The sequence below is a fragment of the Caulifigura coniformis genome (assembly GCF_007745175.1).
Lineage (GTDB): Bacteria > Planctomycetota > Planctomycetia > Planctomycetales > Planctomycetaceae > Caulifigura > Caulifigura coniformis.
The window spans coordinates 281,385-302,522 of the sequence record NZ_CP036271.1 but is presented as its reverse complement, the minus strand read 5'-3'; the positions used below and the strand labels follow the sequence as shown (position 1 = coordinate 302,522).

The window sequence follows — 21,138 nt, the reverse complement described above, 5'->3', positions numbered from 1 at the left end:
TCCTGAATCGGACGTGGGAACTGGTGAGGGGTCAGACGCGGATGCTACGAAGGGCCTGCAGGTAGTCGTTGACTCGCTGCTTCTCAGCGGCGATGGCACGTTCGCTGGATCGCTGTCTCTGGATCTCGGGAAGCCGTTCGTACTGCTGCTCGACTTCCCGGTACTGTTCCAGACGCTCCTCGTAGACCTGCTTGAGTTGCTTCAACTGCTCGTATGCGACCTGCGGATTCGTGCACAGCGTGCCCTCGGGTTTGGTGGCCGCGATGGCTTCGTCGACGAACCTGTTCTTGAGGTCGAGGAATGCCTTCCGGGCGATCTGTGCGAGAGTGCGCGCATAGATCAACTGATTGTTCACCCGTTCAAGACCCGTCGGCGGGCGATACATGATCGCCTCGTTGGAGGGGGTGGTGTTGGACCGGATGTTTCCCGTTTTGAAGTAGTACCAGCCGTTGTGCAGGATGGCGGTGTCGATGTCGTTCTCGATGTCGAACTGTTTCACGGACTCTTGCATCACTCGTCTCCGGCAGGTTCAGGGGTCAGGATGGATTCGATGTTCGCACCACGGCGGGCTTGCCGTTCCCGAATCAGGACGTTGATCGGCAGGTTGTGAAGTTCGGCAACTGCTTCCGCGTGGAGACGCTTCCAGTGTTCGAACTGGTCCTGGGTCTGACGGAACAGACGGGACGTTTCGAGGCACACCTTGTCTCCCACGACCGTCACGAACTCGCTGGCGACACGTTTACGGGCTTCGGTGTGTGCGGCCGCAGATCGTTCGGCCATCTTGGAATGGTGCTGGATTCGGTTCTGCAGACGCTCAATATCAGTGAACGACTCCGGTTCCCGAAGGACGACAGCCGTGGCGTGCCGGTTTGCAGACCGGACGGCCCCCGTCTCGAAGTACAGGTCACCACCGAACCGGACTGCGGTGTCGAGATGGTGACGACGGTCGAAGTCCTGAAGCGGTGTGAGTGGAGGTTGAACGATGGTGCTCATGCGAAACTCCAATCGAACGATGCGTCTGGGGTGTCTTGAAGCAGGTCGAATCCACCGAGCGTCAGAACTTTGGCCCCGGCAAGGTCGGCCACTCCCGCGATCACGTTGGCGAGGTCATCGTGCCCCCCGTGCGGATGGTCAATCGAATCCTTGCCTCCGCTTCGGGTCCGTCTCTCCAGACCGGCGAGCTGGTTGACGAGGTGGTCGTCGTCGAGGAGTTCCACCTCTCCGGAACACATCCGGGGCAGGAGTTCGAGATACAGTTGCGACTTCGGCTTCGGGCACTTCAGGTAGCCGATGCCGCACGCTTCAAAAGCCCTCGCACAGAATTCAGCTGCATAATTGTCGCCCGTGATGACCCGGATGCCGTATTCCTTCAGGACCTTGGACATCTGACGAATCACGTCATACGGATTGCTCGGTGGTCTCCACCGTCCGAGGTAGTCGACCACGACCTTGCGGTCCTCACGGTGGGCGATGGCGAGGGCACTGTCGTCACTGCGTCCACCGGACAGGTCGGCGAAGGCGAAGTACCGCATGTCCGAACGCAGGACAGGGGCAAGCTCCCTCCGTCCGGCAACGACCAGCCCTTCGATGACGGCTCGGGGAAGCCAGATTCCGACGTCCTCGCGGAACTCCGCACCGAACTCGGACTTTGCTGCGGCCAGGTCGTCCTGCATCGCCTCGTCGATAACAGACTGGGGCAGGGTGGGATTCATGACGCGGGACGCCGCGTTCCAGACCAATGTGGTCCCCTTGTCATTGCCCCAATGCTTCTTATGCGTCTCCCAGCAAAATCCTTTCCTCGCGTAAGGACTCGTCGTGAGCAGAAGTGGGCCTCCCGTCGTGGCCAACGCGGGCTTGATGGCACGGATCAGCTCCGTATCGGATTTGACCTTCGACTCCTCGTCTGTCCCGAAAAACGCGGCTTCATCCACGATGGCGGCAAGCAGCGTGAATCCACGGACAGTTCGAAAGTCACCGGCAAGGATTTCGATGCGGACACCATTCCGCAGGGTGAACCCTTCGCGGGTCTCCTCAACCACCTCCTGAGCGAGCAGTGGGGTTTTGAAGATCGACCGCGTATAGCCCTTGATGATTGAGCCTTGTCGCTTACTGACTGAGCAGACTACGACCAAGCCTTGCTCACCCTTCGAGAGACGCTTCTCCCGACCAGACAAGACCGCTTGATACGCGGCCGTTACTGCGGCCACGCGACTCTTTCCTGATCGTCTTCCGGTCAAAAAGAGTGATGTACTGAAGCCGTTTTCCGGCAGCAGGTCCGGGTCTCGACCCGTGCATTGACGGATGAGCTGCTTGGACGACTCTGCAGTGATGGGCAATCCCATCGATGCGCGGAGGGCGACCATCCAGTTTCGCCATGAGCCGAGTCCTCCCTCGACATCCTCAAGGAACGGCCGAAACACCTTCTCGTCACGAATGGCTTCGATGATGTTCATGCGGACCGCTCCCGCAGGTAGTCCTGCAATGAGCCGGCAACCGCTTTAGCCTGCTTCTCGATGCCGACCATGCGCAAGAGGCCGACCAAAGAATTTGTGAGCGATGTAAAGACGCCCGGCTCGAACTTGCCCGTTTCGATGCACTCGATCTGAAGGCTCTCCAACATCAATCCGTAGAACACGATCTGAGAAACCAACAACTCCTTCTGTGGAGACATCTCACCGATAGCTTCGATGAGTTCCGCACGACGGGAGAGAATGGTGCGGCGAGCAAGAGACCGAGCGTCTGTACGTTCCCAAAAACGTGGCGTCCAAGTCTTCGAAAGACCGTTCGCCTCATCGACTGGTTGATACTTCTTGGCCATATCTCTCCACCCCGTTGTCATCCCACGAGGTGGCCACAATAGGCCCCTTTATTTTTGATGGCTCGTGTAAATAGAGAGATCAATTTGTTCGCGTTTCAGGCAGTCGTAGACGGCCTGTCGAGACTTCTTGAGATGCTTAGCCGCACCGGACAGGGACATTCCTTTCTCCAACAGCGGGACGATGTCCTTGGCGAACAACGACGGACGCTTGCCGATCCGTGCACCACGCAGCCGGGCGTCGTACATGCCCCGTTTGGTGTTCTCCCGGAGGTTCTCCCGTTCCATCTGAGCCAGGGCAAAGAACACTGTTGCGATCAGCTGACCAACAGTCCCCGAGAAGTCGAGCTGCTGAGCGACGGCGACGACCCGGACATCCTTCTCAATCCAGTCGGTGAGGACATTGATCCCGTCCTTTAGGCTTCGCGAAATCCTGTCGAGCTTCCAGCAGACAATGCACTTCACGCGGCCGGAGAAGACCTCCTTCTGTAGCTTTTCGAACTCCGGGCGCTTCGTGGTCGCCCCGGACATCCTGTCGGTGTACCACCTTGCTTCCCCCATGCCGTGGGCTTCGAGGTATTCGCGTAGCACCGTCTTCTGTGACTCGATTCCCTTCTCTTGGTCGAACGTGCTCACCCGGACGTAAACGGCGATCTTGGACATGCGTCTTTCCTTTGATGCAAGGTGCAGTCGGTAAATGGAGACGGCCCGAGGTGCATCCCCGGGCCGGTCACTGGTTCGCCGCGTGGTCGACTACTTCTTGATGTAGAAGCCGTCGTCGGTCTTCACCACGTTGATGCCGCGTTCCTTCGACATCCGTCCCGGCACCTGACATGCACAGGTCCGGGTGAGCGCCGTCACCTCCCTGTCCGGGAATCGCTTGGCGAGGCGTTCCACAATGCCCTCCTTGGTGATGGGCTTCTCCTTCGTAGCCTTCGAAAGGAACTCCTCGATGCTGGCGATCACCCCCGGCGACTTCTTGGCGGGGGCATCTTCCTTGGCAGGGGCAGGGGTCTTCTTCGGTGCAGTCTTGGTGGTAGCCATCGGGTTGGTCTCGGCGTGGTGGTTTGGTTCGATGCAACGGCGCATCGCTGCCCATTGTCCAAACGCCCGGTGGCCCTGGCTCCCCAAGGTCCCCTAACCCGTACACCGTTTCCGGACCCCACAGACCCCGGGAAACGTGGGGGTTACGGGGGTGGGTTTTGCGACCCCTAAACTGGACACCCTACGTCCCCGTGTCCCGCGTTGGGGTTGGTCCGGGTACAGGAACCCGCCCTGGGCTGTTTGGTCGCGCCCTACGCGAATCCCGGGGGTTGGTACCGCACGTAACCCGTGGTGGTGGGCCGGGCCAATGGGGGAGTTCGATCACGTCACCCGGATGGCGTTTCCCTCGGGGTACGCTTGATCCGGTAGCCCACCCGTCCCCCTGCTGCCCGTGCGGATGCGTTTCGTAGCAAATTCGTGCCCTATTCATCCGTCTGATAGGATTTCATGATCTTTTGTTCCCTAATCGTCGTTGAGGGCGTCTGGAAGGGGACTACCTAGCCTGCATGTCAGAGGAAGAACCGTGGCATCATTAGACTTGGGCCCCGCGATTTCGACTGCGTGGCAGTACGCGGAAAAAGCGTTTCTGCCGTTGGCGTCGGCGTACATCGCTCATTTGTTCGCACAACGTGCTGGCCGTAAGGCAAATCTTCATCGAGAGGCGTTTGAAGCCTTTCGGCAGGTAGAGCGAGACCGACACGAATTCGCTCAGGCATTCATGGACCTGCGAATATCAAGGTACAATAGCAAGGTGCGGCGATTCACCAGTCAGTCGGACCCTCGCGTCATCGCCGACAAGGAACATCGTTACCAGCTTGGCGAAATTCTCCGGGCGAAGGCGATCGATCTTCGTTCAGACGCGAAGTGGCTTACGTTGCTGTTCGGCGAGGCATCCGTACCCGTAGTAACGCGACTTCAGCGGTGGTGCGTGATGGGGCAAGTCCTCGTGGGCAACAAGGGCACGTTCCCACCCCCGGATGACTGCTTGGTGAAGTTGAACGATGAGGCGATTGAGATAGCGAAGGAGATGGATCGGTTATGGAAAGCCCGTGTTGACCGCAAGTACACGAGCGGTTGGAAGACCCCATCTGATACTCCGTCTCCGGAAGTGCAGGAGTGGATTGAGAGATGGATGGGGCCGTCAAAATCCGCATCTCCAACTGAATCGGGGCCATTAGGAGGGGAGGGCGAAACTTCCCCTCCTGCAGTTGCCAACAGTGGCTCCCACTGACGCATCACACCGCGAGTTCCTTACGCACTAACTGACCTGGCTGTGTTGGGTCGTCGTCCGTGCCGTCGTCGTCATGTTCGATGGGCGCCGGAATTGGAGTCAGCCAACGGGACAGTTTCTGCTTCTGGTAGGGGGTCAACGCGGTCTCATCGGTGAACCGTGACCGCAACGCCTCGCGAAACGTGTCGACCGGGTACGGCTCGTCGGCGGGCAGTTCGTTCCCCCGACCTGCGGCAACGTGTGCCATTATTCTGCGGTGCGCAATGTAGTAGTCGACGTACACCTCAGAGAACGGTGCGATCTCACTCCTGATGGCATCGAGGAAGTCAAGCAAATCGGCGTCTATCTTCGAATGACACCATAAGTACACGACCTCCTCGGCTGACCAACATGTGCGAATATAGTTGGCAATCCGTTGCCCGATCATCGTTGCGCATTTGCGGACCTCCTGACGTACTTTTCCCCAATCCGACATCTCGTGGTGAGCTTCAGGCTGTGGCAGGGCGGCTACTCTCAGAAACGCGAGCGCCTTCTCCAGTGTCAGGAGTGGGTTGGCCTCCAACTCCGGTTCGAGTTTCTCCCAGTTCCGGGCGATCCGCATGTATGCCCTGGCTGTTTCCGGAGACGCTTTGAAGTTGTTGTTGTCGGTCAGCCAGTTCGTCCAGTTCTTGTGACCGACCAGCTTCTTGACCGCCGTGAGTGCGTCACCTGCCTGCTTGGCGAACTTCACCACGTCCCGCATCGAACTGAGAACTGAGTTGTGGGCACTGTTGGCTTCGTCCCGAAGTGCCTCAAGCGATTGTTCCGACATGATTCCCGTCTCCTGATCTCAAAACGGTAGTCGACTACCGTTTTGAGCCACCCTGCGACGACCCGGACGGCTACGGGTCGTTGCGATGCTTACTGGTTCCCGACACGTCCTCCTTGGTCCCCGTACCGAAGTCGGTTTTGGGGGCCCAACGCGAGGACGGGGGCGCTTCCGTCCCCTCTATGTCGTTTTGAGATTGAGGTGTCAGCCGAGAATCACGTGGATTTCACGGGCAGCGAAATAGGCTTGTGGTTCGCAAGCTATTGTACAGTAAGTTGATGCACTATTTTCTACGAAAACCGGATTTCTCAATCGCGTGTCGTGAAAGATGGAGTGGTGTACTCAAAATCATACCCTCCAGTCTCAACAAGCCATTTGTATGGGCTGGCTGGATAGGTGCAGCGACGTCGTTCGCCGATAGAATGCCTCCTCGCGTTACGGGCCTACCTGCATCTCTTGAGTCACGAGCCAGCGGCATGAAACCACGTTTGTTCATCGGGTCGTCAGTTGAGCAACTGTCGGTCGCCTACGCCGCCCAAGAAAACTTGGAGCACGATGCCGACGTGACCGTCTGGACTCAGGGCATCTTCGCGTTGTCCAAGTTTTCGATTGAGTCTTTGGTGGACGCTCTTGATGAGGCAGACTTCGGGTTGTTCGTGTTTGGACCAGACGACATCACGACGCTGCGCAAAGAAACGGTGTCGGTGGCGAGAGACAACGTCATCTTCGAGCTTGGCCTGTTCATTGGACGTCTGGGAAAGGAACGAAGCTTCATCGTGATCCCAAGAGGCGTCGAGGACTTCCATCTTCCAACCGACCTGCTCGGCATCACGCCGGCGACCTATGAACCTAATCGGCAGGATGAAAATCTCGTTGCCGCTCTTGGCCCTGCATGCAACCGGGTCCGGAAGCAATTAGCAAAGTACACCGTCAAACCGCCGGTGGCTGAGTCACCGGTTACCCAGCCAGAACCGGAAACCGTCATTGAACTTGATGACAGTGATATTATTTCCATCTTGCAATCGTGGATGGGGTCACGTCCTTCTCATGAGAATACGAGAGTTATATTTTTCAGTGACACAGATCGTGAACTAAAACTTCCCCCTGGTTCCACAAAGAAGTTCATTCAGCAGGCAGCGATTGCGTGGAACTACTACCCTCATCGCATCGGAGCTAGCACTATTGTGTTTCAAGGAGGATTGTGAGAGTAAGAAGCAAGCTGGAAGGCAGAATGAGGTTGAAGGCTGGGCAGGGAATGTCCTAGGGTTTCGTCGACGACAAACAGAATCGCGATAACCCTTGGCGTCCAGCGATTTGCCTCGCAATCAGGTAATCACCGGACAAGCTTCCGGCAAAAATGGTACACCCCATCAATGGGTGAAGTCGTACCACTCTTCCAGCGTCATATCCTGCCACCTCTGAACGGTACTCACCGGGACCTTGAGGATGGCGGCTTTTCGGCGCAGTGGAATCTGGAGAATGCACATCCAGCGAAGCTGGTCGTAGACGAGTCGTCCCTTGTGGCGATCACGTAGTGAACCGGCTTTACGTTTCTTCGGACGACCAGTGTTCGGATTCCACTTCGTCTGTTCCTTGGCGACCTCGACAGGCGTGGCGTCAGGGTGCATGCACGTCGCGAGGCGAACCGAACCGGCTTCTCTCATCAACTGCTGGAAGTCCGCGACGACAGGGACGAAGTGTTCATCCCGGTCACTGTTGTAGGCCAGATGGCGAACGAATCGGTCCACCGACGCGGCGACGACAACGGCACCGTGTTCCCGGGCGAATGTGATCGCATTGGCAAGCTGAGGGCGTTCGTTCTTCCACCCGGATCCTACCTCAGTAAACTCGGCGATGATTTCGACGTTCAGACCCCGCAGCCTGTTGCGGAGGTACTGGAGGCGATGTTCGAGGTTGTCTCCGCGGGCTTGATTCCGACCGGAGACGCGCACGTAGAGGACAATCCGCAGGACTGCGGTGAGCGATAGCAGGGCGGGAAGATGATGGAGGAAGTCGCTCGGTTTACCCCGCGTCTGATATTCCTGACTCCTCCGTGGAGGAGTGCCATAGTCCGCTTCGAGAACGTCCATGCTGTCCAACCTTCGGGAGACCCCCTCCCGAACACTGTGGCGGTTGGACGAACCACAGCGTCCGGGAGGGATCGTGTCGGGCGGTAGCTACTCCGCCTTACCCGTACGCCTTAAATGTCGTGATTGCCCCGGCGATGGCCCATGACCATCACTGGCAATCGGGGATAAGTTCGCAACGACATTTGGTGATGGCCAGTGGTTCTAAAACACCAAGCCGTCACGCCCGAGATGAGCCCGTCCTTTCGCCGGCGTGTTCCGGGTGGTGGGTCGGTAGCCCAGGGCAGCCGGACGAAAGGACAGCCGCATTCCCGGCGACGGAGCTACTCGTCTTCCCGGCGACCGACAAAGTAATCCTCGATGGTCGAGGCGAGTGCCGGCGGGACGTGGAGCTCGATCAGACCATCTGCGTTTACCCGCGTATGTACGTCCGGGTCGAACCCGTGCGCCCGCAGCAAGGTGTGGCGGTCGTTGTATCGCCGGTTTGTCCGATCACCGTGATGGAAGTGCATCCCTGTTCCGGGGACGTGTCCACAGGTCATCCCGTGCATCGCGTCACGGGCTCCCTTAGCCCAGCGTTCACTCCACCGAATGAGCCCCTTCGAGACTCCCGCACGGGGCAGGTAGTCCAGACCTCTCCCAAGCCAGGTCGCTGCCATGAGGCTATCTGCACCCCCGACGATGTGACGGGATGGCAGTCCTCCGATGGCATCGAGATAGTCCTTGCGTGCGGCCCACGCAGCTCCGTGAAAGCCCTTGAACAGACCGTCCTTGGAGGTGACGACGACACCGTCCCGGAGGTCGTTCATGATCCCCCACCGGTCGAGCATGACCAGTGACTCCAACAGCTGGACTGCGAAATGACCGGAAGCGAGCATCTCAACGGCCTCCCGCATCCAGGTGGCGTTGAGGAACTTGATGTCCCGGTCGATCCACGCGACATAGCGGATCGATGGAGGAAGCTGACGCAGAAGGAGGTTCAACATCGCCTCCTTTTGCCAGCACCGGTTTCGACGATCCCCGTGCAGACGGATTTGGGCGTCGGTCTCGAAGGTTCCGTTGAAGGACAGCTCGGCGGAGAACAGATACTCGGCAAGTCCGCCAAGAGCTTCCCGGAAACGGTGGTAGTTCTCCACCGGTCTTCGATAACCCTGCGGATTGAAGTGACACGTCAGGATGACGAAGTCGTCCGTGGTGACAGTTGGCAGTGACTTGGTAGGGGACTCAACCTGATCTACGGTGTCGGTTTGCATCGCGCATCCTTCGTTGGAGGAGTCCTATGGAGTCTCCCCGTGCGTCCCGGGATCAAGAACTCAAATGAGGTGCAGTAACCCATTACCCCATTCGAACGCGATGCACATCACGGCCTCGGTGTTCATCAACGATGATGAGGCAGGACTGCATCACGACTACAAGCTGTGGCTGGAGAAGCTGGCCCCGTTCGATGCGTCGCCGGCGACGTACTTCCACAACCGCACGGGAGAGGACAATGCCGACGCCCACATGAAGCGGCAGATCATGGGGCGGGAGGTGGTCGTGGCGGTGACGATGGGGAAGCTGGACTTCGGCCCGTGGGAGCAGATCTTCTACGGAGAGTTCGATGGACGACGTCCGAAGCGGGTGATGGTCAAGATCATCGGAGAGTGATCGATGGGGCTGGACGCGACGGTGATGTGCACTTGTCTGCGCGACGGGACGATCACGGAGCCCCCTTTTCCGCGTGAGTGGCTGACCGTCGACGACGAGGAGAACGTCTGCCTCAAGGGAGAGCATGATTCCGACGCGAACTGGCGGGCGTTCGACCGGTGGATGCTGTCGTGCTGTCGACACGAGGGGATGAACCTGGCCTGCCAGTAGATCGGGAACTGGGCCTCGTACCGGCTGTTTCAATCCACTCTGGCGGAGATTGGCTGGCGGCATTTTCCGGTGCTGAAACAAGAGTTGCCGAATCTCAACGGCGGCCTGACGCCGGCCGAGGCGAGCGTCCGGGCGCTTCGCGAACTGGCGGCGTTTGATTCGACCGCGCTGAGCGGGTTCCGGGCGGTGCTTGTGGAGACGGCGACGGGCCTGGAGCTTTACGAGCACATCCCCGTTTACGAGGGCGTCTTCGTCTGGTCGGGGCGTCGGGGGATGCGCGTTGGAATCAGTGAGCGGGATTTCTTCGCCATCGACGCGACTTCCGGCCGGGACCTCTTCCGGACGCCCCGTTTCCGGCAGTTCCGCCAGAACGGCGAGCCAATCGAAGGAGAGGACGACGACGTGATGTGGGAGGATCTCGAGACGGGGGGAGTTTACGCCTCGGGGATCGCCATCAGTGGGCGACAGATTCCCTGGGACGACGGTTCGTGGGAAACGGCCGACGGTCGATGCCGTTTTGTGTATCCCTCGGAGATGCACGTCGAGCAGCGTCCCCGGCGGACGGACGATTCTTCACCCGTGGTCCAGGCGCTGAGAGCGGTTTTCGAGGCCTCAGTGGCCTCGGGCAATCCAGTTCGCTGGTGTTAGCGCCGCGTCATCTTCTGCTAGCGTGAGAACTTACCTGGATGGTCAGCACTCGCGCGGAAGAGAGAGCCATGGACGATTTGTGGAAAGGGGTCGTCGAGGACTTTTCGGACATTCCATCGATCGCCGAGTCGTTGCGATTCCTTGTCCGGCTGGTGCTCGCGGCGGCGTTGGGCGGGCTTTTGGGTTTTGAGCGGGCGCGGTCGGGGAAGTCGGCCGGGCTGCGAACGCACATGCTGGTGGCGCTGGGTTCGGCGCTGTTTGCGATGATTCCTCAGCAGGCGGGTGTGACGTTGACGGACATGAGCCGGGTGGTGCAGGGGATCGTGACCGGGATCGGGTTCATTGGCGCGGGGGCGATTCTGAAGCAGTCGGAGTCGCAGCAGGTGCATGGGCTGACGACGGCGGCCGGGCTGTGGCTGACGGCGGCGATCGGGATGTCGGCCGGCATGGGGCGTGAGATGACGGCGATTCTCGGGGCCGTGCTGGCGTTCGTGATTCTTGCGGCGCTGCAGGGTGTGGAGAGCCGCGTGACGCGAAGCTTGAACCAGACGGCGGGGGCCCTGGAGCGTGCGGCGGGGGACACGGTGCGGATGAAGATCGAGCCGCTGCCGCGGCAGGGGAATGAGGGTTCGGCGTGAGGAGGGCTCCGGGGAGAAACGAAAAAACGCCGCCCGTTTCGGGGCGGCGTTTTCGCCGTTCAGTTTTTCGTGGAGGCGATTAGAGCGCCCGCACGTTTTCCGCATTCGGTCCCTTCGGGCCGCGGCCCTCCGTGAACGAAACCCGCTGCCCTTCGCGGAGATCGTCGAACCGCGTGCCCTGGAGGGCCGACATGTGGAAGAACAGGTCTTTGCCCGTGCCCATGTCGATGAATCCAAAGCCCTTGTCCGTCAGACGCTTAATCGTACCTTCAGCCATCGTCACACCATTGAGTCTCAGTTGTTCCTATCGGAACGGGAAACATTCCAGCACCTTGCCGGACCCGATCCGCTGCGAGCAGTGCCTCCGCCTCCCCGCTTGCACAATGAAAATTGCAAGGGTTGGGGAACGGGCCATTCTTTCCGCTTCCAGGCTGCCTTCGCTGATGCGAAGAGACAGACCGAAAGCATTCCTCAGTGGTGGTATCCGCGGGCATGAGGGCTGACAGGAAGATGCCAGACTCAGCACTGCTCAGCGGAATGCCGCCAGCGGTCGGCAAAGAGAGCTCGTCAGAAAATCCAACTGAAGCGTTCTCGAATTCAACTCGCCCTGTCATGTTAACAAGAGGGTTCAAGAAAAGCGAGATCAGGCTGGGGAGGCGAAAAAGAGGGTCATTCGCGACATTCGCGGGGCGAATCCGTATCGCCGGGTGGGAAATGCGGGCATAATGGGGACATGCCCAAAACTTCCAAGAAGCAGCCGGCCGTCCCGCGCTCGAGCGGGTCTCTTTCCGTGACATCTCGTCCGCGGAAACCAATGCCCGAGGCCGAAAAGCCGGCCCCGACGAAGTCGTCGGCGAGGACGATGGCTGAGAAGGCGGAGAAGTTTCAGCAGCTCCGTGCCGAGGCGATGAAGCGGTGGCGGGCCCGCGACTGAGTCGCAGTCGTTCCCTGCGGCGCGCAACCGCTCCTGTTCTGATGACAGCGTCATCTGGAACAGGACCATGCGAATCACCGTTGCCCACGATTTTCTTCCGAAAACCTGCACCGTTCGCGCCGCGCGCGTGATGGACCATTTCGGAATCGGCTTCGAACAGGGACGGCATCACCTGGCCGAGGACCTGGATCTTCCGATTCGTTCCGGCGACGTGGTGCTGTTTACCGGGCCTTCCGGATCGGGGAAGTCGTCGCTCATGCGGGCGGCCGCTCTGCAATTGCAGGGGCCGTCTGGCGGGGGCGTCGTTTCAGCGGACGCCGGTGAAGGACCGCCCGGAGCCAGGGTGCTGTGGATCGAGGATCTGCCGGCGGGGGACGAGTTGCTCGTCGACGCCCTTCCGCTCGAAACGCTGGACGCCATGCAGCTTCTGGCCCAGTGCGGGTTGAGCGAGGCCCGACTTCTCCTGCGGCGCCCGTGTGAACTGAGCGATGGCCAGCGATACCGCTTCCGGCTGGCGCGGGCCCTGGCGGAAAAGCCGGACTGGATCGTCGCGGACGAATTCACGGCGACGCTCGACCGGACGCTGGCCAAAGTGATCGCCTTCAACATCCGCCGCCTGGCCGAACGGACCGGAACCGGTTTCCTGCTGGCGACGACGCATGAGGACGTGGCGCAAGACCTGTCGCCCGATGTGCAGGTGCGGTGCGGACTCGAGGGGACGTTCGAGGTCGTGCGTGCTGAGGCGCGTGAGTCGCCGGCGGCGATGGGGCCCGCGGGTCGCAAAAAAAAAGAGTCAGCTTCGCGGGGGAGCTGTGGATCAGCGAGGCGACCCGTGGCGACTGGCCGTATTTCGCTGGGTGGCATTATCGGAGTCACCGACTGGCGTTGACGCGGTTCCAGACGCTGCTGTGGCATGGCGACGAGCCGGTCGGGATCTGTGTGTTCTCGACGCCGCCATTGTCGCTGGCGGGACGGAACCGGTTTTTCGGACGGAGCGGGCAGTTCGACCGGCTGCGACTGCGTTCGCTCAACCACAACCTGGTTCTGCTGTCGCGGGTGGTGCTGCATCCGACATACCGGGGCGCGGGGATCGGGTCGGAATTCGTCCGGCGTTCGTGTCAGCTGTGCCGGTTTCCGTGGATTGAAGCGCTGACGGAGATGGGGCGCATCAATCCCTTCTTCGAGAGGGCGGGATTCGTTCGCGTCCCGACAGTCGCAGGCGGGGTGAGGAAGGTGCAGTCGCGCACAGGACATTCATCGATTTACGGAGGGCGGCGCAAGGATGGCAGCCGAAAACTCGTCTCACAGGAAACGTACGACAAAAGCCGGTACGCACGACCGGTCTACTACATCTTCGACAACCGGGACGCGGGCGGTCGTCTCGGGTCGTGAGGCTGGTCGAGACGGCGAAGTGACGTCTGAAGCGGGCGGGATCACGGAGACGTGGACGGAGCCCGTGCCGTTGACGTTGGCGCAACAGAAGGAGTTCGTGCGGCTCGTGTCGCAGGGGGCGTCGCCGGCCGCAGTCTGTTCGCAACTGGGGGTGTCCCTGGAATCGGCCCGGCTGACGATGGAGCGTGATGCGCGCTTCCGTCGGCACATGAAGCCCGTTCCCCAAACGCTCGGGGAGAACGTCCGGGCCGCCATGTATCTGAAAGCGATGAAGGGAACGGTGTCGGCCCAGACGTTCTGGCTGAAGGAGGAGGCGGCGCACGACGCGGCTGGTGAGGACGAGATTCCGGTCACTCCGCGGGAACTGATCGAGAAGCTCGATCGCGTCCGAAAGGTGCTCGCGGAAGACTTTCCCGGGGAGGTCTGCGAATGAGCCGGCCCACACGCGTCGAAGGGAACCGAATGCTGGCTGCGGGCTGGTCGCTGCTGTGCGGTGGGGCGCGACTGGCGGCGGAGCGTGGGCCCGCGAGTTTTCGCAGGATGCTGGCGATCGATCCCCGGCGGCCGTCCGAGTGGTTCTCCGAGGAGCTGCAGCCGTGGCAGGAGCGTGACTTCGGACTCCTTGACGGCGCCTGGGAAGGCCTCGTGCATGGAAGGGCGGCTCATCCGGGCGTGCTTCGCCGGGCCTATCGCGAACGGCCGCGCGGACACTCCAAGACGACCGACACGGCGGTCCAGCTGGCCTGGGTGCTGATTGCCGCCAGGAAGCCGCTGAATGGTCTCGTGGCCGCGGCTGACCTGGAGCAGGCGCAGCTTGTCCAGCGCGCGCTTCAGCGTCTGGCGCGGGCCAATCCCCACCTCCTGGGCGGCCTGCAGTTCCTCGAAAGCAGCATTCGCAATCCGGCGAGCGGCTGTCTGCTGAAGGTGATCTCGTCCGACGTCCGCAGCTCGTGGGGAGAGCTCCCCGATTTCGTGATCTGCGACGAGCTGTGCCACTGGAAGTCGGCTGATCTGTGGTACTCACTTCTTTCGTCGGCGGCGAAGAAACCGGAGTCGGTAATGCTCGTGTTGAGCAACGCGGGGGTGGGACGGGGCTGGCAGTGGGCTGCCCGGGAGGCCGCGCGCACCGATCCCGCCTGGTGCTTCTCGACCCTGCCGCGTCCGCAGGCTCCGTGGATCACGGAAGAATCGCTCGAGGAGCAGCGTCGGCTCCTTCCGCCGGCGGTCTTCGCGCGCCTGTGGCTGAACCAGTGGCAACATTCGGACGGAGAATTCGTTTCGCTGGCCGAGGCGAGCGCCTGCCGCGACGAGGCGTTGGCGCCGCGGCATGAGGGGGAGCCGGGTCGCGACTACGTCGCCAGCATCGACTACGCCGAAAAGCACGATCTCACTGTCGGGTGCATCTGCCATCGGGAAGGGGCCGCGATTCTCGTCGACCGCATGGACGTGGTCCGTCCTTCGCCGCTGCGGGCGACACCTGTCCGCTGGGTGAGTGACTGGATTCACTCCGTGGCGAGCGCCTTTCCCGGCGTGCGGTTCATTCTCGACCCGCATCAACTGGTGTCGGTCATCCAGTCGCTGGAGAGCCGCTTTCCGATTGAGCGTTACGGATTCCGCGGCGGCCAGGGCAACTTCGAAATGGCAATCACGCTCCGGCAGTTGATTCTCGAACGCCAGGTGCGGTGGTACCGCGGGTGTGGAACGGTCCCGGGCGAGGAGGGCCTCGATCGGCCGGACGACCTGGAAAGGGAGCTGGCGAGCCTGGTGATCCGCGAGCAGAGCGGCGGGCGTTTTCGTTTTGATCACCGGAACGATGGGGAGCATCACGACGATCGTTCTTTTGCGCTCGGCGTCGCCTGCCAGGCCCTGGTAGAGCATCCGGCCGGAGGGGAGGTTGTGTGGGACATCGTTTCGCCGGAGCAGGGGGGGCTGCTGGGATAGTGGGTTCCGGTGGTCGCGGGAGGTTGCGGGCCCCCTCGTCCGGGATTCTTCGGCCACGATTGCGCTGGCGGACGTGCGTCGGCCGGGTAAATTGACGTTCGCGAGTCGTCCGACTTCTCCCGGGATACCCCCATGCGCTGGCAAGGCCGAGAACAGAGTTCCAATGTTGAAGACCGTCGAGGCTCGGGCGGACCAAGGATGGCCCTGGGCGGGGGCGGCATGGGCATCCTCATTCTGGCGCTCCTCATCTGGTTCATGGGGGGGAATCCGCTGGCGGTTCTGCAGCGGGGGGGCGGCATCCAGATCGGGCAACCGGGAGGCGGCGGGGCACAGCGTCCGATCGACCCGGCCGACGAACCGTTGAAGGAGATGGCGTCGGTGGTGCTTCGCGATACGGAAGTCGTCTGGAACGAGGTCTTCCAGCGGCAGCTGGGCAAGAAATACCAGCCGACGAAGATGATCCTGTTCAGCGACGGAGTGCAGTCGGGATGCGGCGTGGCGGGTTCGGAAACCGGCCCGTTCTACTGCCCGGCCGACGGCAATGTGTATCTCGACCTGAGCTTCTTCCGGGAACTCGAACAGCGATTCGACGCCGCCGGCGACTTCGCGCAGGCTTATGTCGTCGCGCACGAAGTGGGACACCATGTGCAGAACCTGCTCGGGATTTCGGACGAGGTTCACATGCAGCAGGAGCGCCACGCCCAGCGCGGCGACAAGGCGGGTGCGAACGAGTGGTCGGTCCGGCTGGAGCTGCAGGCCGATTTTCTGGCCGGCGTGTGGGCCAACCGGGCGAACAAACTGCAGAACATCCTGGAGCAGGGAGACGTCGAGGAAGCGATGCGATGCGCCCAGGCGATCGGCGACGACCGCCTGCAGAAGCAGGCTCGCGGCACGGTGCGGCCCGATCTCTTCACGCATGGAACGTCGGCGCAGCGGGCCCGCTGGTTCCGCAGAGGGCTGGAAACGGGCGACATCCAGCAGGGGAACGCCCTGTTTGAATTGCCCTACGACCAGCTTTAGGGAACGATAGGGGGGACGCGCCCATCGGTGTGCCCCGGCGGTTTCGGCCGTGTGTTGCTTTCAGAGGCCGAAGTCGCGGCCGGGCCCGGACCGGAACCGTGTTGCTGCGAGACATGTGCACGGCTCACAGAGCCGCGGCGTACCCCTCGCGCGGAGATCGTTTCACCTCGGGGAAGACGTGATGATCGTTGCTTCTCGATGCGCGGCCCTGGTTCTCGGGCTCCTCGCCCTCGGCGCGGCCCCGTCGCCTCCTCAGAACCGCTGGCCCGAGTTCCGCGGGCCCTCGGCGGATGGACATGCGACCGGCTGCCAGCTCCCGCTCGAATGGAGCGAGGACAAGAACGTCCGCTGGAAGGTCGAGATTCCCGGGCGCGGCTGGTCTTCTCCGGTCGTGTGGGACGATCAGGTCTGGGTCACCACCGGGACGCTCGACGGGCAGACGCTGTCGGCGATGTGCTTCGACCGTGAAACGGGAAAAGTCCTGTTCGACCGACCGATCTTCCGCGTCGAGCGGCCGAGCGAGATCGAAAAGTTCAACACCTATGCGTCGCCCACGCCGGCCATCGAGGAAGGCCGCGTCTATTTGAGCTGGGGGATGTATGGGATCGTCTGTCTGGACACGAAGACGTTCGAGCCCGTCTGGCTGCGGCGGGACCTGCAGTGCGAGCACTATCGGGGCGCCGGATCCTCCCCGGTGATCATCGATGACATGCTCATCGAGCACTACGACGGAATCGACCGCCAGTTCGTCGTCGCCCTCGACAAGCGGACCGGAGAGACGATCTGGCTCACGCACCGTCCGCGTCATTTCGGAACCGACAACTACGACCAGAAGAAGGCCTACGCGACGCCGATCGTCATCAACGTCGACGGCCAGCGGCAGCTAATCAGCCCGACGTCGAAAGGGCTGTTCGCCTATGACCCGGCCACCGGCGAGGAAATCTGGCGGGCCCGCTACGACCAGTTTTCGACGCCGAACCGGCCGATTTACGAGGAAGGCCTGCTGTTTATCGGCACTGGATTCGGCAAAGGGGTGTTCCTGGCGATGAAGCCGGGAGGAACGGGGGACGTCACCGATTCCAACATTGTGTGGAAGCAGGCCCGGCAGATGCCGAGCAAACCGCAGGCGATCTACCACGAAGGGCTGATCTATGTGGTGGACGATGCGGGGATCGTTTCGTGCATGCAGGCGGCGGATGGCGACACGGTGTGGCAGAAGCGCGTCGGCGGGAACTTTTCGGCCTCTCCAATCCTCTGCGACCATCGGATCTACCTGTTCGATGACGGGGGCAAGGGGACCGTCATTTCAACGGGCCGGGAGTACAACGAACTCGCGAAGAACGAGCTTTCGGACGGCTGCCTCGCGTCGCCGGCGGTCGCCGGAAACTCACTGTTCGTCCGCACGCGCACGCACCTGTACTGCCTGGCCGACGCCTTGGCCGGGAAGCCGGCCGATTCCGCGTCGGCTCCGCGCATCGCCGCGATTGACGACGCTCTCAAGCCGTTCATCGAATCGAAGCAGGTAGCGGGAATCGTGACGCTGGTCGCGCACGAGGGGAAGGTGGTGCATCAGTCGTCGCTTGGCGACGCTGACGTCGAAAAGCACCGGCCGATGGGCGCGGACGCCATGTTCTGGATCGCTTCGATGACGAAGCCTCAGGCGGCGACGGCTGTGATGATCCTCGAGCAGGAAGGGAAGCTCTCGATCGATGACCCGGTTTCGAAATACATCCCGTCCTTCGCCCAGCTAAAGCACAAGGATGGCTCGCCTGTCAAAGAAACGCTGACGATCAAGCATCTGCTGACGCACACCTCGGGGCTGGGGGGCTTCTCACTTCCGAAAGTGGGTGAAGTGGAACAGCGCTTGCTCGAGCAGCAGGCCGAGCTGATGGCCAGGGCGCCGGTCAATTTCGAGCCCGGTTCGAAGTGGGCCTATGGCTGGAGCCTGCAGGTCGCAGGCCGGATCGTGGAGATTGTTTCCGGCAAACCGTTCGACGACTTCATGGCCGAGCGTATTTTCAAGCCGCTTGGCATGCAGAACGCCACGTTCTCGCTGAATGAGGAACAACGGGCCCGGCTCGCCGTCACGTACAAGATGAACGGGAAGAAGGACGGGCTCGTGCCGACCCCGAATACGTTCGTCTCGGCCCGGACAGGCGTGAAGCAGACGCCGATGCCCTCGGGCGGACTGTTCGCGGACGTCGAGAGCGTCCGCCGTTTCTACCAGATGCTTCTAAACGGCGGTGAACTTGATGGCGTGCGAGTGCTGAAGCCGGAAACCGTGAAAAAGATGACGTCGGTGCAGACGGGCGACCTCAAGACAGGCTTCACCGAAGGGAACGCCTGGGGCCTGGGCGTCTGCCTCGTCCGTGAGCCGCAGAATGTGACGGCCGCCCTGTCGTCCGGCTCCTTCGGGCATGGCGGCGCGTATGGCACGCAGGTCTGGTGCGATCCCGTGAAGGGAACGCTGTACATCCTGCTGGTGCAGCGATCCGACATGGGGAACAGCGACGGCTCGGATCTCCGGAAAGAGTTCCAGAACGCGGCGGCGAAGGCGCTGGGACAGTAGGCTCAGCGAGAGGCGGCCATTCTGCAAAGCACCCCGGCTGCTTTGGAGCAGCCGGGGTGCGTGCGCTTCGTTACTTCGATTGGAGGTCGAAGTCGATCACGTTGTCTTTGGGTTCGACGGTGACGACGAGTTCGGACTTCTCGTTGTACTTCGCGGGGACCTTCTCGGGCCGTATGTGCGTGCGGTCGCGGGAGTCCTGATACTCTTCGGCGACGGTGATCCGGACGCGCATGTCTCCGACGAGCGCGCCTTCTTTCCCCGGCGTGAATAACAGGTTGTAGAGCCCGTTGTCGTCAGTGCGGCCAAGCGAGCTGCGACCGCCGGCCTCGGGAGTGAACACGAGCGTCGCGTTCGGCAGGGGCCTGCCATCGAGGCTGACGGTTCCCTTGACCGAGCTGACGACCGGGCCGTTGTCACAACCTGCGAGCAGGGCCAGGGCCAGAGAGGACAGGAGCCAGTTCCGTCGGCTCCGGATCACGTACTTTTCCACCATGTTCTCACCGCCTCGCGCAATGCAGGACCACCAGAAGACTCACTTGATGCTCGGATTCAGCGTTCGTCCGGCCGGGAATGGGGAGCGGGCCCTGCCTGTCGGGCCGGCCCGCTCCGAAGACTTCCCGTTCGATGACGATTCGCAAACCGGAACTCAGAACTCGCCGACAACGTTGCCGTCGCTCGCGCCCAGCAGGCTGGCGAAGGTCGTATCGACCGGCCGAGCGCCGGGACGATGGTGGATGTTTTCGCTGATGAACCGGACGGCGCCGTCGGTCAGCAGAAACTGGGCTCCGCCTTCGTGCGTGCTGGAGAATCCGCGGCGATGGGTGGGATTGGTTCCCGGCTCCTGGGGAGCGTTGATCGAACGCCAGCCGCACGCAAATGCGTTCACCATGCCAGTCTCCTCGGCGCCTGAAGCGTCACCCGCGCCACGCATGCCCCACAACGACGCGGCACCGTAGATCACGCCGCCGCTCTGATAGCACCGCTCGCCGATGGCGATCGTGTTCGAGGTTCCGTCCGTCACCTCGGAGATGCGGCGGCAGCTTCCTCCGTTCACCGCCAGCGCGCCTGCGGCTGCGAACATGCCGTTGTTGAAGTCGGTGTTGGCGACCGGATCGCCGAGCGTGCGGCGGAAGGAATAGCTGCCGTTGCTCGCGACGTAATTGCATTTCGGCAAAGCGGTCGGCACGGTCGTTCCGGCGGGCCGCGTGCTGAACAGGATCAGGTCGTTCATCGCCGGACCCGGGTCAGAGGGGCACTGAAAGACGGTGGCTGGCCGGAGCAGGATGTCGCGTTTTGCGGCGTCGTTGAGTGCCTGTGTGAGGTTGAACGGGCCCACCTGGACGTTGTTGTAAACGTTCCCCTGGTCGACATAGGGGGCGATGAAGGCGGTCCACGTCCAGTTGTTAAGGTGGCCGTTCGTGTTGGGGCCCATCGGCAGGCCGGTTCCCGTCTGGTGGGTCGTTCCCGGCGGGAAGATGCTGAAGGTGTCCAGATAGTTGTGAAGCGCCAGCCCAACCTGCTTGAGGTTGTTCTTGCACTGGGTCCGCCGGGCGGCTTCCCGGGCCTGCTGCACGGCCGGCAGCAGAAGGGCGATGAGGATGGCGATGATCGCAATCACCACCAGGAGTTCGATGAGAGTGAATCCGCGGCGTTTCAGCATGAACGTCTCCCCGAAATTCAGCAGCATTTGAAAAAGAGATCAGTACGCAGCTTCCATCAGCATCCCGCAAAGAGAACGTGACCGGCGGCTTCCGCAGTGCGACCGGTCGGAAAGAATGTGTGGAAAACAGCCTACTTCCCGTCATTTGCAGGCACAAGACGTCATTGCTCTCGGAAGAGGCAATCGGCGGGTCGAGCGTGCGGATGGGACGTGTGGCGGTCATCCATGCCGCGCGGTCACCACACACCCGAGTCGTCCGATCGGAAGAATCGTCGCATGCGAACAACCCGATGCGGATCTGGCGGGGCGGGGCGTGTACGGGTTCGGTCGTCTGACGAACATTGCGTGTAACTGGCCGTGATCTCCGTGCTTCCGCCGACCAGATGGGCCGGCCCTGCTCTCTGGCGGCGCATCACGCAGCGCGGTGAACAGGGCCTTCAGAAAATTGCCCGGCGTGTGGTCCGGCGGTTGCGAGGATCGATCAGGCAGAGACT

23 protein-coding genes are annotated in these 21,138 nt (G+C 61.6%); 11 read left to right on the top strand and 12 right to left on the bottom strand.

Annotation, left to right across the window (positions count from 1 at the left end):
• Positions 1-31: 31 nt before the first annotated feature.
• From Pan44_RS01245 to Pan44_RS01215, 7 genes are all read right to left on the bottom strand, one after another.
• Positions 32-511, bottom strand: a complete 480-nt coding sequence (locus Pan44_RS01245) for a hypothetical protein (protein ID WP_145026499.1) — start codon at positions 509-511, stop codon at positions 32-34.
• Positions 511-993 (bottom strand): hypothetical protein, encoded by a 483-nt coding sequence (locus Pan44_RS01240; protein ID WP_145026497.1) that lies wholly within the window; start codon positions 991-993, stop codon positions 511-513. The genes Pan44_RS01245 and Pan44_RS01240 overlap by 1 nt, the downstream gene beginning before the upstream one ends.
• On the bottom strand, positions 990-2,453 hold the full coding sequence (locus Pan44_RS01235) for a hypothetical protein (RefSeq protein ID WP_145026495.1): 1,464 nt from the start codon (positions 2,451-2,453) through the stop codon (positions 990-992). The genes Pan44_RS01240 and Pan44_RS01235 overlap by 4 nt, the downstream gene beginning before the upstream one ends.
• The gene (locus Pan44_RS01230; RefSeq protein ID WP_145026493.1) at positions 2,450-2,818 is read right to left on the bottom strand and encodes a hypothetical protein; all 369 of its coding nucleotides are present in this window, start codon (positions 2,816-2,818) and stop codon (positions 2,450-2,452) included. Before Pan44_RS01230 ends, Pan44_RS01235 begins: the two co-directional genes overlap by 4 nt.
• Before the next feature lie 48 nt (positions 2,819-2,866).
• Positions 2,867-3,478: a recombinase family protein gene (locus Pan44_RS01225; protein ID WP_145026491.1), complete on the bottom strand. Its 612-nt coding sequence runs from the start codon at positions 3,476-3,478 to the stop codon at positions 2,867-2,869.
• Between the two features lie 90 nt (positions 3,479-3,568).
• The gene (locus tag Pan44_RS01220; RefSeq protein ID WP_145026489.1) at positions 3,569-3,859 is read right to left on the bottom strand and encodes a hypothetical protein; all 291 of its coding nucleotides are present in this window, start codon (positions 3,857-3,859) and stop codon (positions 3,569-3,571) included.
• 1,235 nt (positions 3,860-5,094) lie between these two features.
• A complete protein-coding gene (locus tag Pan44_RS01215) occupies positions 5,095-5,901 on the bottom strand; it encodes a DUF3102 domain-containing protein (RefSeq protein WP_145026487.1) in 807 nt (268 codons plus the stop codon).
• 473 nt (positions 5,902-6,374) lie between these two features.
• Between Pan44_RS01215 and Pan44_RS01210 the strand changes: the two genes are divergently transcribed.
• A complete protein-coding gene (locus Pan44_RS01210) occupies positions 6,375-7,103 on the top strand; it encodes a TIR domain-containing protein (RefSeq protein WP_145026485.1) in 729 nt (242 codons plus the stop codon).
• A gap of 165 nt (positions 7,104-7,268) precedes the next feature.
• Here the strand turns inward: Pan44_RS01210 and Pan44_RS01205 are convergent, their stop codons facing one another.
• Complete coding sequence (locus tag Pan44_RS01205; protein WP_145026483.1) at positions 7,269-7,988, bottom strand: recombinase family protein; 720 nt, start codon at positions 7,986-7,988, stop codon at positions 7,269-7,271.
• Positions 7,989-8,308: 320 nt separating this feature from the next.
• On the bottom strand, positions 8,309-9,238 hold the full coding sequence (locus Pan44_RS01200; protein ID WP_145026481.1) for a hypothetical protein: 930 nt from the start codon (positions 9,236-9,238) through the stop codon (positions 8,309-8,311).
• Between Pan44_RS01200 and Pan44_RS01195 the strand changes: the two genes are divergently transcribed.
• From Pan44_RS01195 to Pan44_RS01180, 4 genes are all read left to right on the top strand, one after another.
• Positions 9,225-9,632, top strand: a complete 408-nt coding sequence (locus tag Pan44_RS01195) for a secondary thiamine-phosphate synthase enzyme YjbQ (protein WP_390620573.1) — start codon at positions 9,225-9,227, stop codon at positions 9,630-9,632. The two genes, Pan44_RS01200 and Pan44_RS01195, sit on opposite strands and share 14 nt — an antisense overlap.
• Before the next feature lie 3 nt (positions 9,633-9,635).
• Entirely contained in the window at positions 9,636-9,842 is a 207-nt protein-coding gene (locus tag Pan44_RS01190; RefSeq protein WP_145026477.1) for a hypothetical protein, read from the top strand.
• A 69-nt stretch (positions 9,843-9,911) separates the two neighbouring features.
• The gene (locus tag Pan44_RS01185) at positions 9,912-10,490 is read left to right on the top strand and encodes a hypothetical protein (protein ID WP_145026475.1); all 579 of its coding nucleotides are present in this window, start codon (positions 9,912-9,914) and stop codon (positions 10,488-10,490) included.
• 68 nt (positions 10,491-10,558) lie between these two features.
• Complete coding sequence (locus tag Pan44_RS01180; protein WP_145026473.1) at positions 10,559-11,128, top strand: MgtC/SapB family protein; 570 nt, start codon at positions 10,559-10,561, stop codon at positions 11,126-11,128.
• A 79-nt stretch (positions 11,129-11,207) separates the two neighbouring features.
• Here Pan44_RS01180 and Pan44_RS01175 read toward each other — a convergent pair whose 3' ends face one another.
• Positions 11,208-11,405 (bottom strand): cold-shock protein, encoded by a 198-nt coding sequence (locus Pan44_RS01175; RefSeq protein WP_145026471.1) that lies wholly within the window; start codon positions 11,403-11,405, stop codon positions 11,208-11,210.
• 724 nt (positions 11,406-12,129) lie between these two features.
• On the opposite strand from Pan44_RS01175, the gene Pan44_RS01170 reads away from it, so the two are divergent.
• The 6 genes from Pan44_RS01170 to Pan44_RS01145 all read left to right on the top strand — a co-directional run bounded on the left by Pan44_RS01170 (position 12,130) and on the right by Pan44_RS01145 (position 18,984).
• A complete protein-coding gene (locus Pan44_RS01170; protein WP_145026469.1) occupies positions 12,130-12,951 on the top strand; it encodes an ATP-binding cassette domain-containing protein in 822 nt (273 codons plus the stop codon).
• Positions 12,948-13,454 carry a GNAT family N-acetyltransferase gene (locus Pan44_RS01165; protein ID WP_145026467.1) on the top strand — a complete coding sequence of 169 codons (507 nt, stop codon included), beginning with the start codon at positions 12,948-12,950 and terminating at the stop codon, positions 13,452-13,454. Before Pan44_RS01170 ends, Pan44_RS01165 begins: the two co-directional genes overlap by 4 nt.
• 19 nt (positions 13,455-13,473) lie before the next feature.
• On the top strand, positions 13,474-13,887 hold the full coding sequence (locus tag Pan44_RS01160) for a helix-turn-helix domain-containing protein (RefSeq protein ID WP_145026464.1): 414 nt from the start codon (positions 13,474-13,476) through the stop codon (positions 13,885-13,887).
• A complete protein-coding gene (locus tag Pan44_RS01155; RefSeq protein WP_145026462.1) occupies positions 13,884-15,395 on the top strand; it encodes a terminase large subunit domain-containing protein in 1,512 nt (503 codons plus the stop codon). Before Pan44_RS01160 ends, Pan44_RS01155 begins: the two co-directional genes overlap by 4 nt.
• A 132-nt stretch (positions 15,396-15,527) precedes the next feature.
• Positions 15,528-16,415, top strand: a complete 888-nt coding sequence (gene ypfJ, locus Pan44_RS01150; protein ID WP_145026460.1) for a KPN_02809 family neutral zinc metallopeptidase — start codon at positions 15,528-15,530, stop codon at positions 16,413-16,415.
• A 181-nt stretch (positions 16,416-16,596) separates the two neighbouring features.
• The gene (locus Pan44_RS01145; RefSeq protein WP_145026458.1) at positions 16,597-18,984 is read left to right on the top strand and encodes a serine hydrolase; all 2,388 of its coding nucleotides are present in this window, start codon (positions 16,597-16,599) and stop codon (positions 18,982-18,984) included.
• A gap of 70 nt (positions 18,985-19,054) precedes the next feature.
• On the opposite strand, the gene Pan44_RS01140 is transcribed toward Pan44_RS01145, so the two are convergent.
• Both Pan44_RS01140 and Pan44_RS01135 read right to left on the bottom strand, forming a co-directional pair.
• A complete protein-coding gene (locus Pan44_RS01140) occupies positions 19,055-19,477 on the bottom strand; it encodes a carboxypeptidase-like regulatory domain-containing protein (protein ID WP_145026456.1) in 423 nt (140 codons plus the stop codon).
• Between the two features lie 153 nt (positions 19,478-19,630).
• Positions 19,631-20,671 (bottom strand): DUF1559 domain-containing protein, encoded by a 1,041-nt coding sequence (locus Pan44_RS01135; protein ID WP_315861124.1) that lies wholly within the window; start codon positions 20,669-20,671, stop codon positions 19,631-19,633.
• Positions 20,672-21,138: the final 467 nt, after the last annotated feature.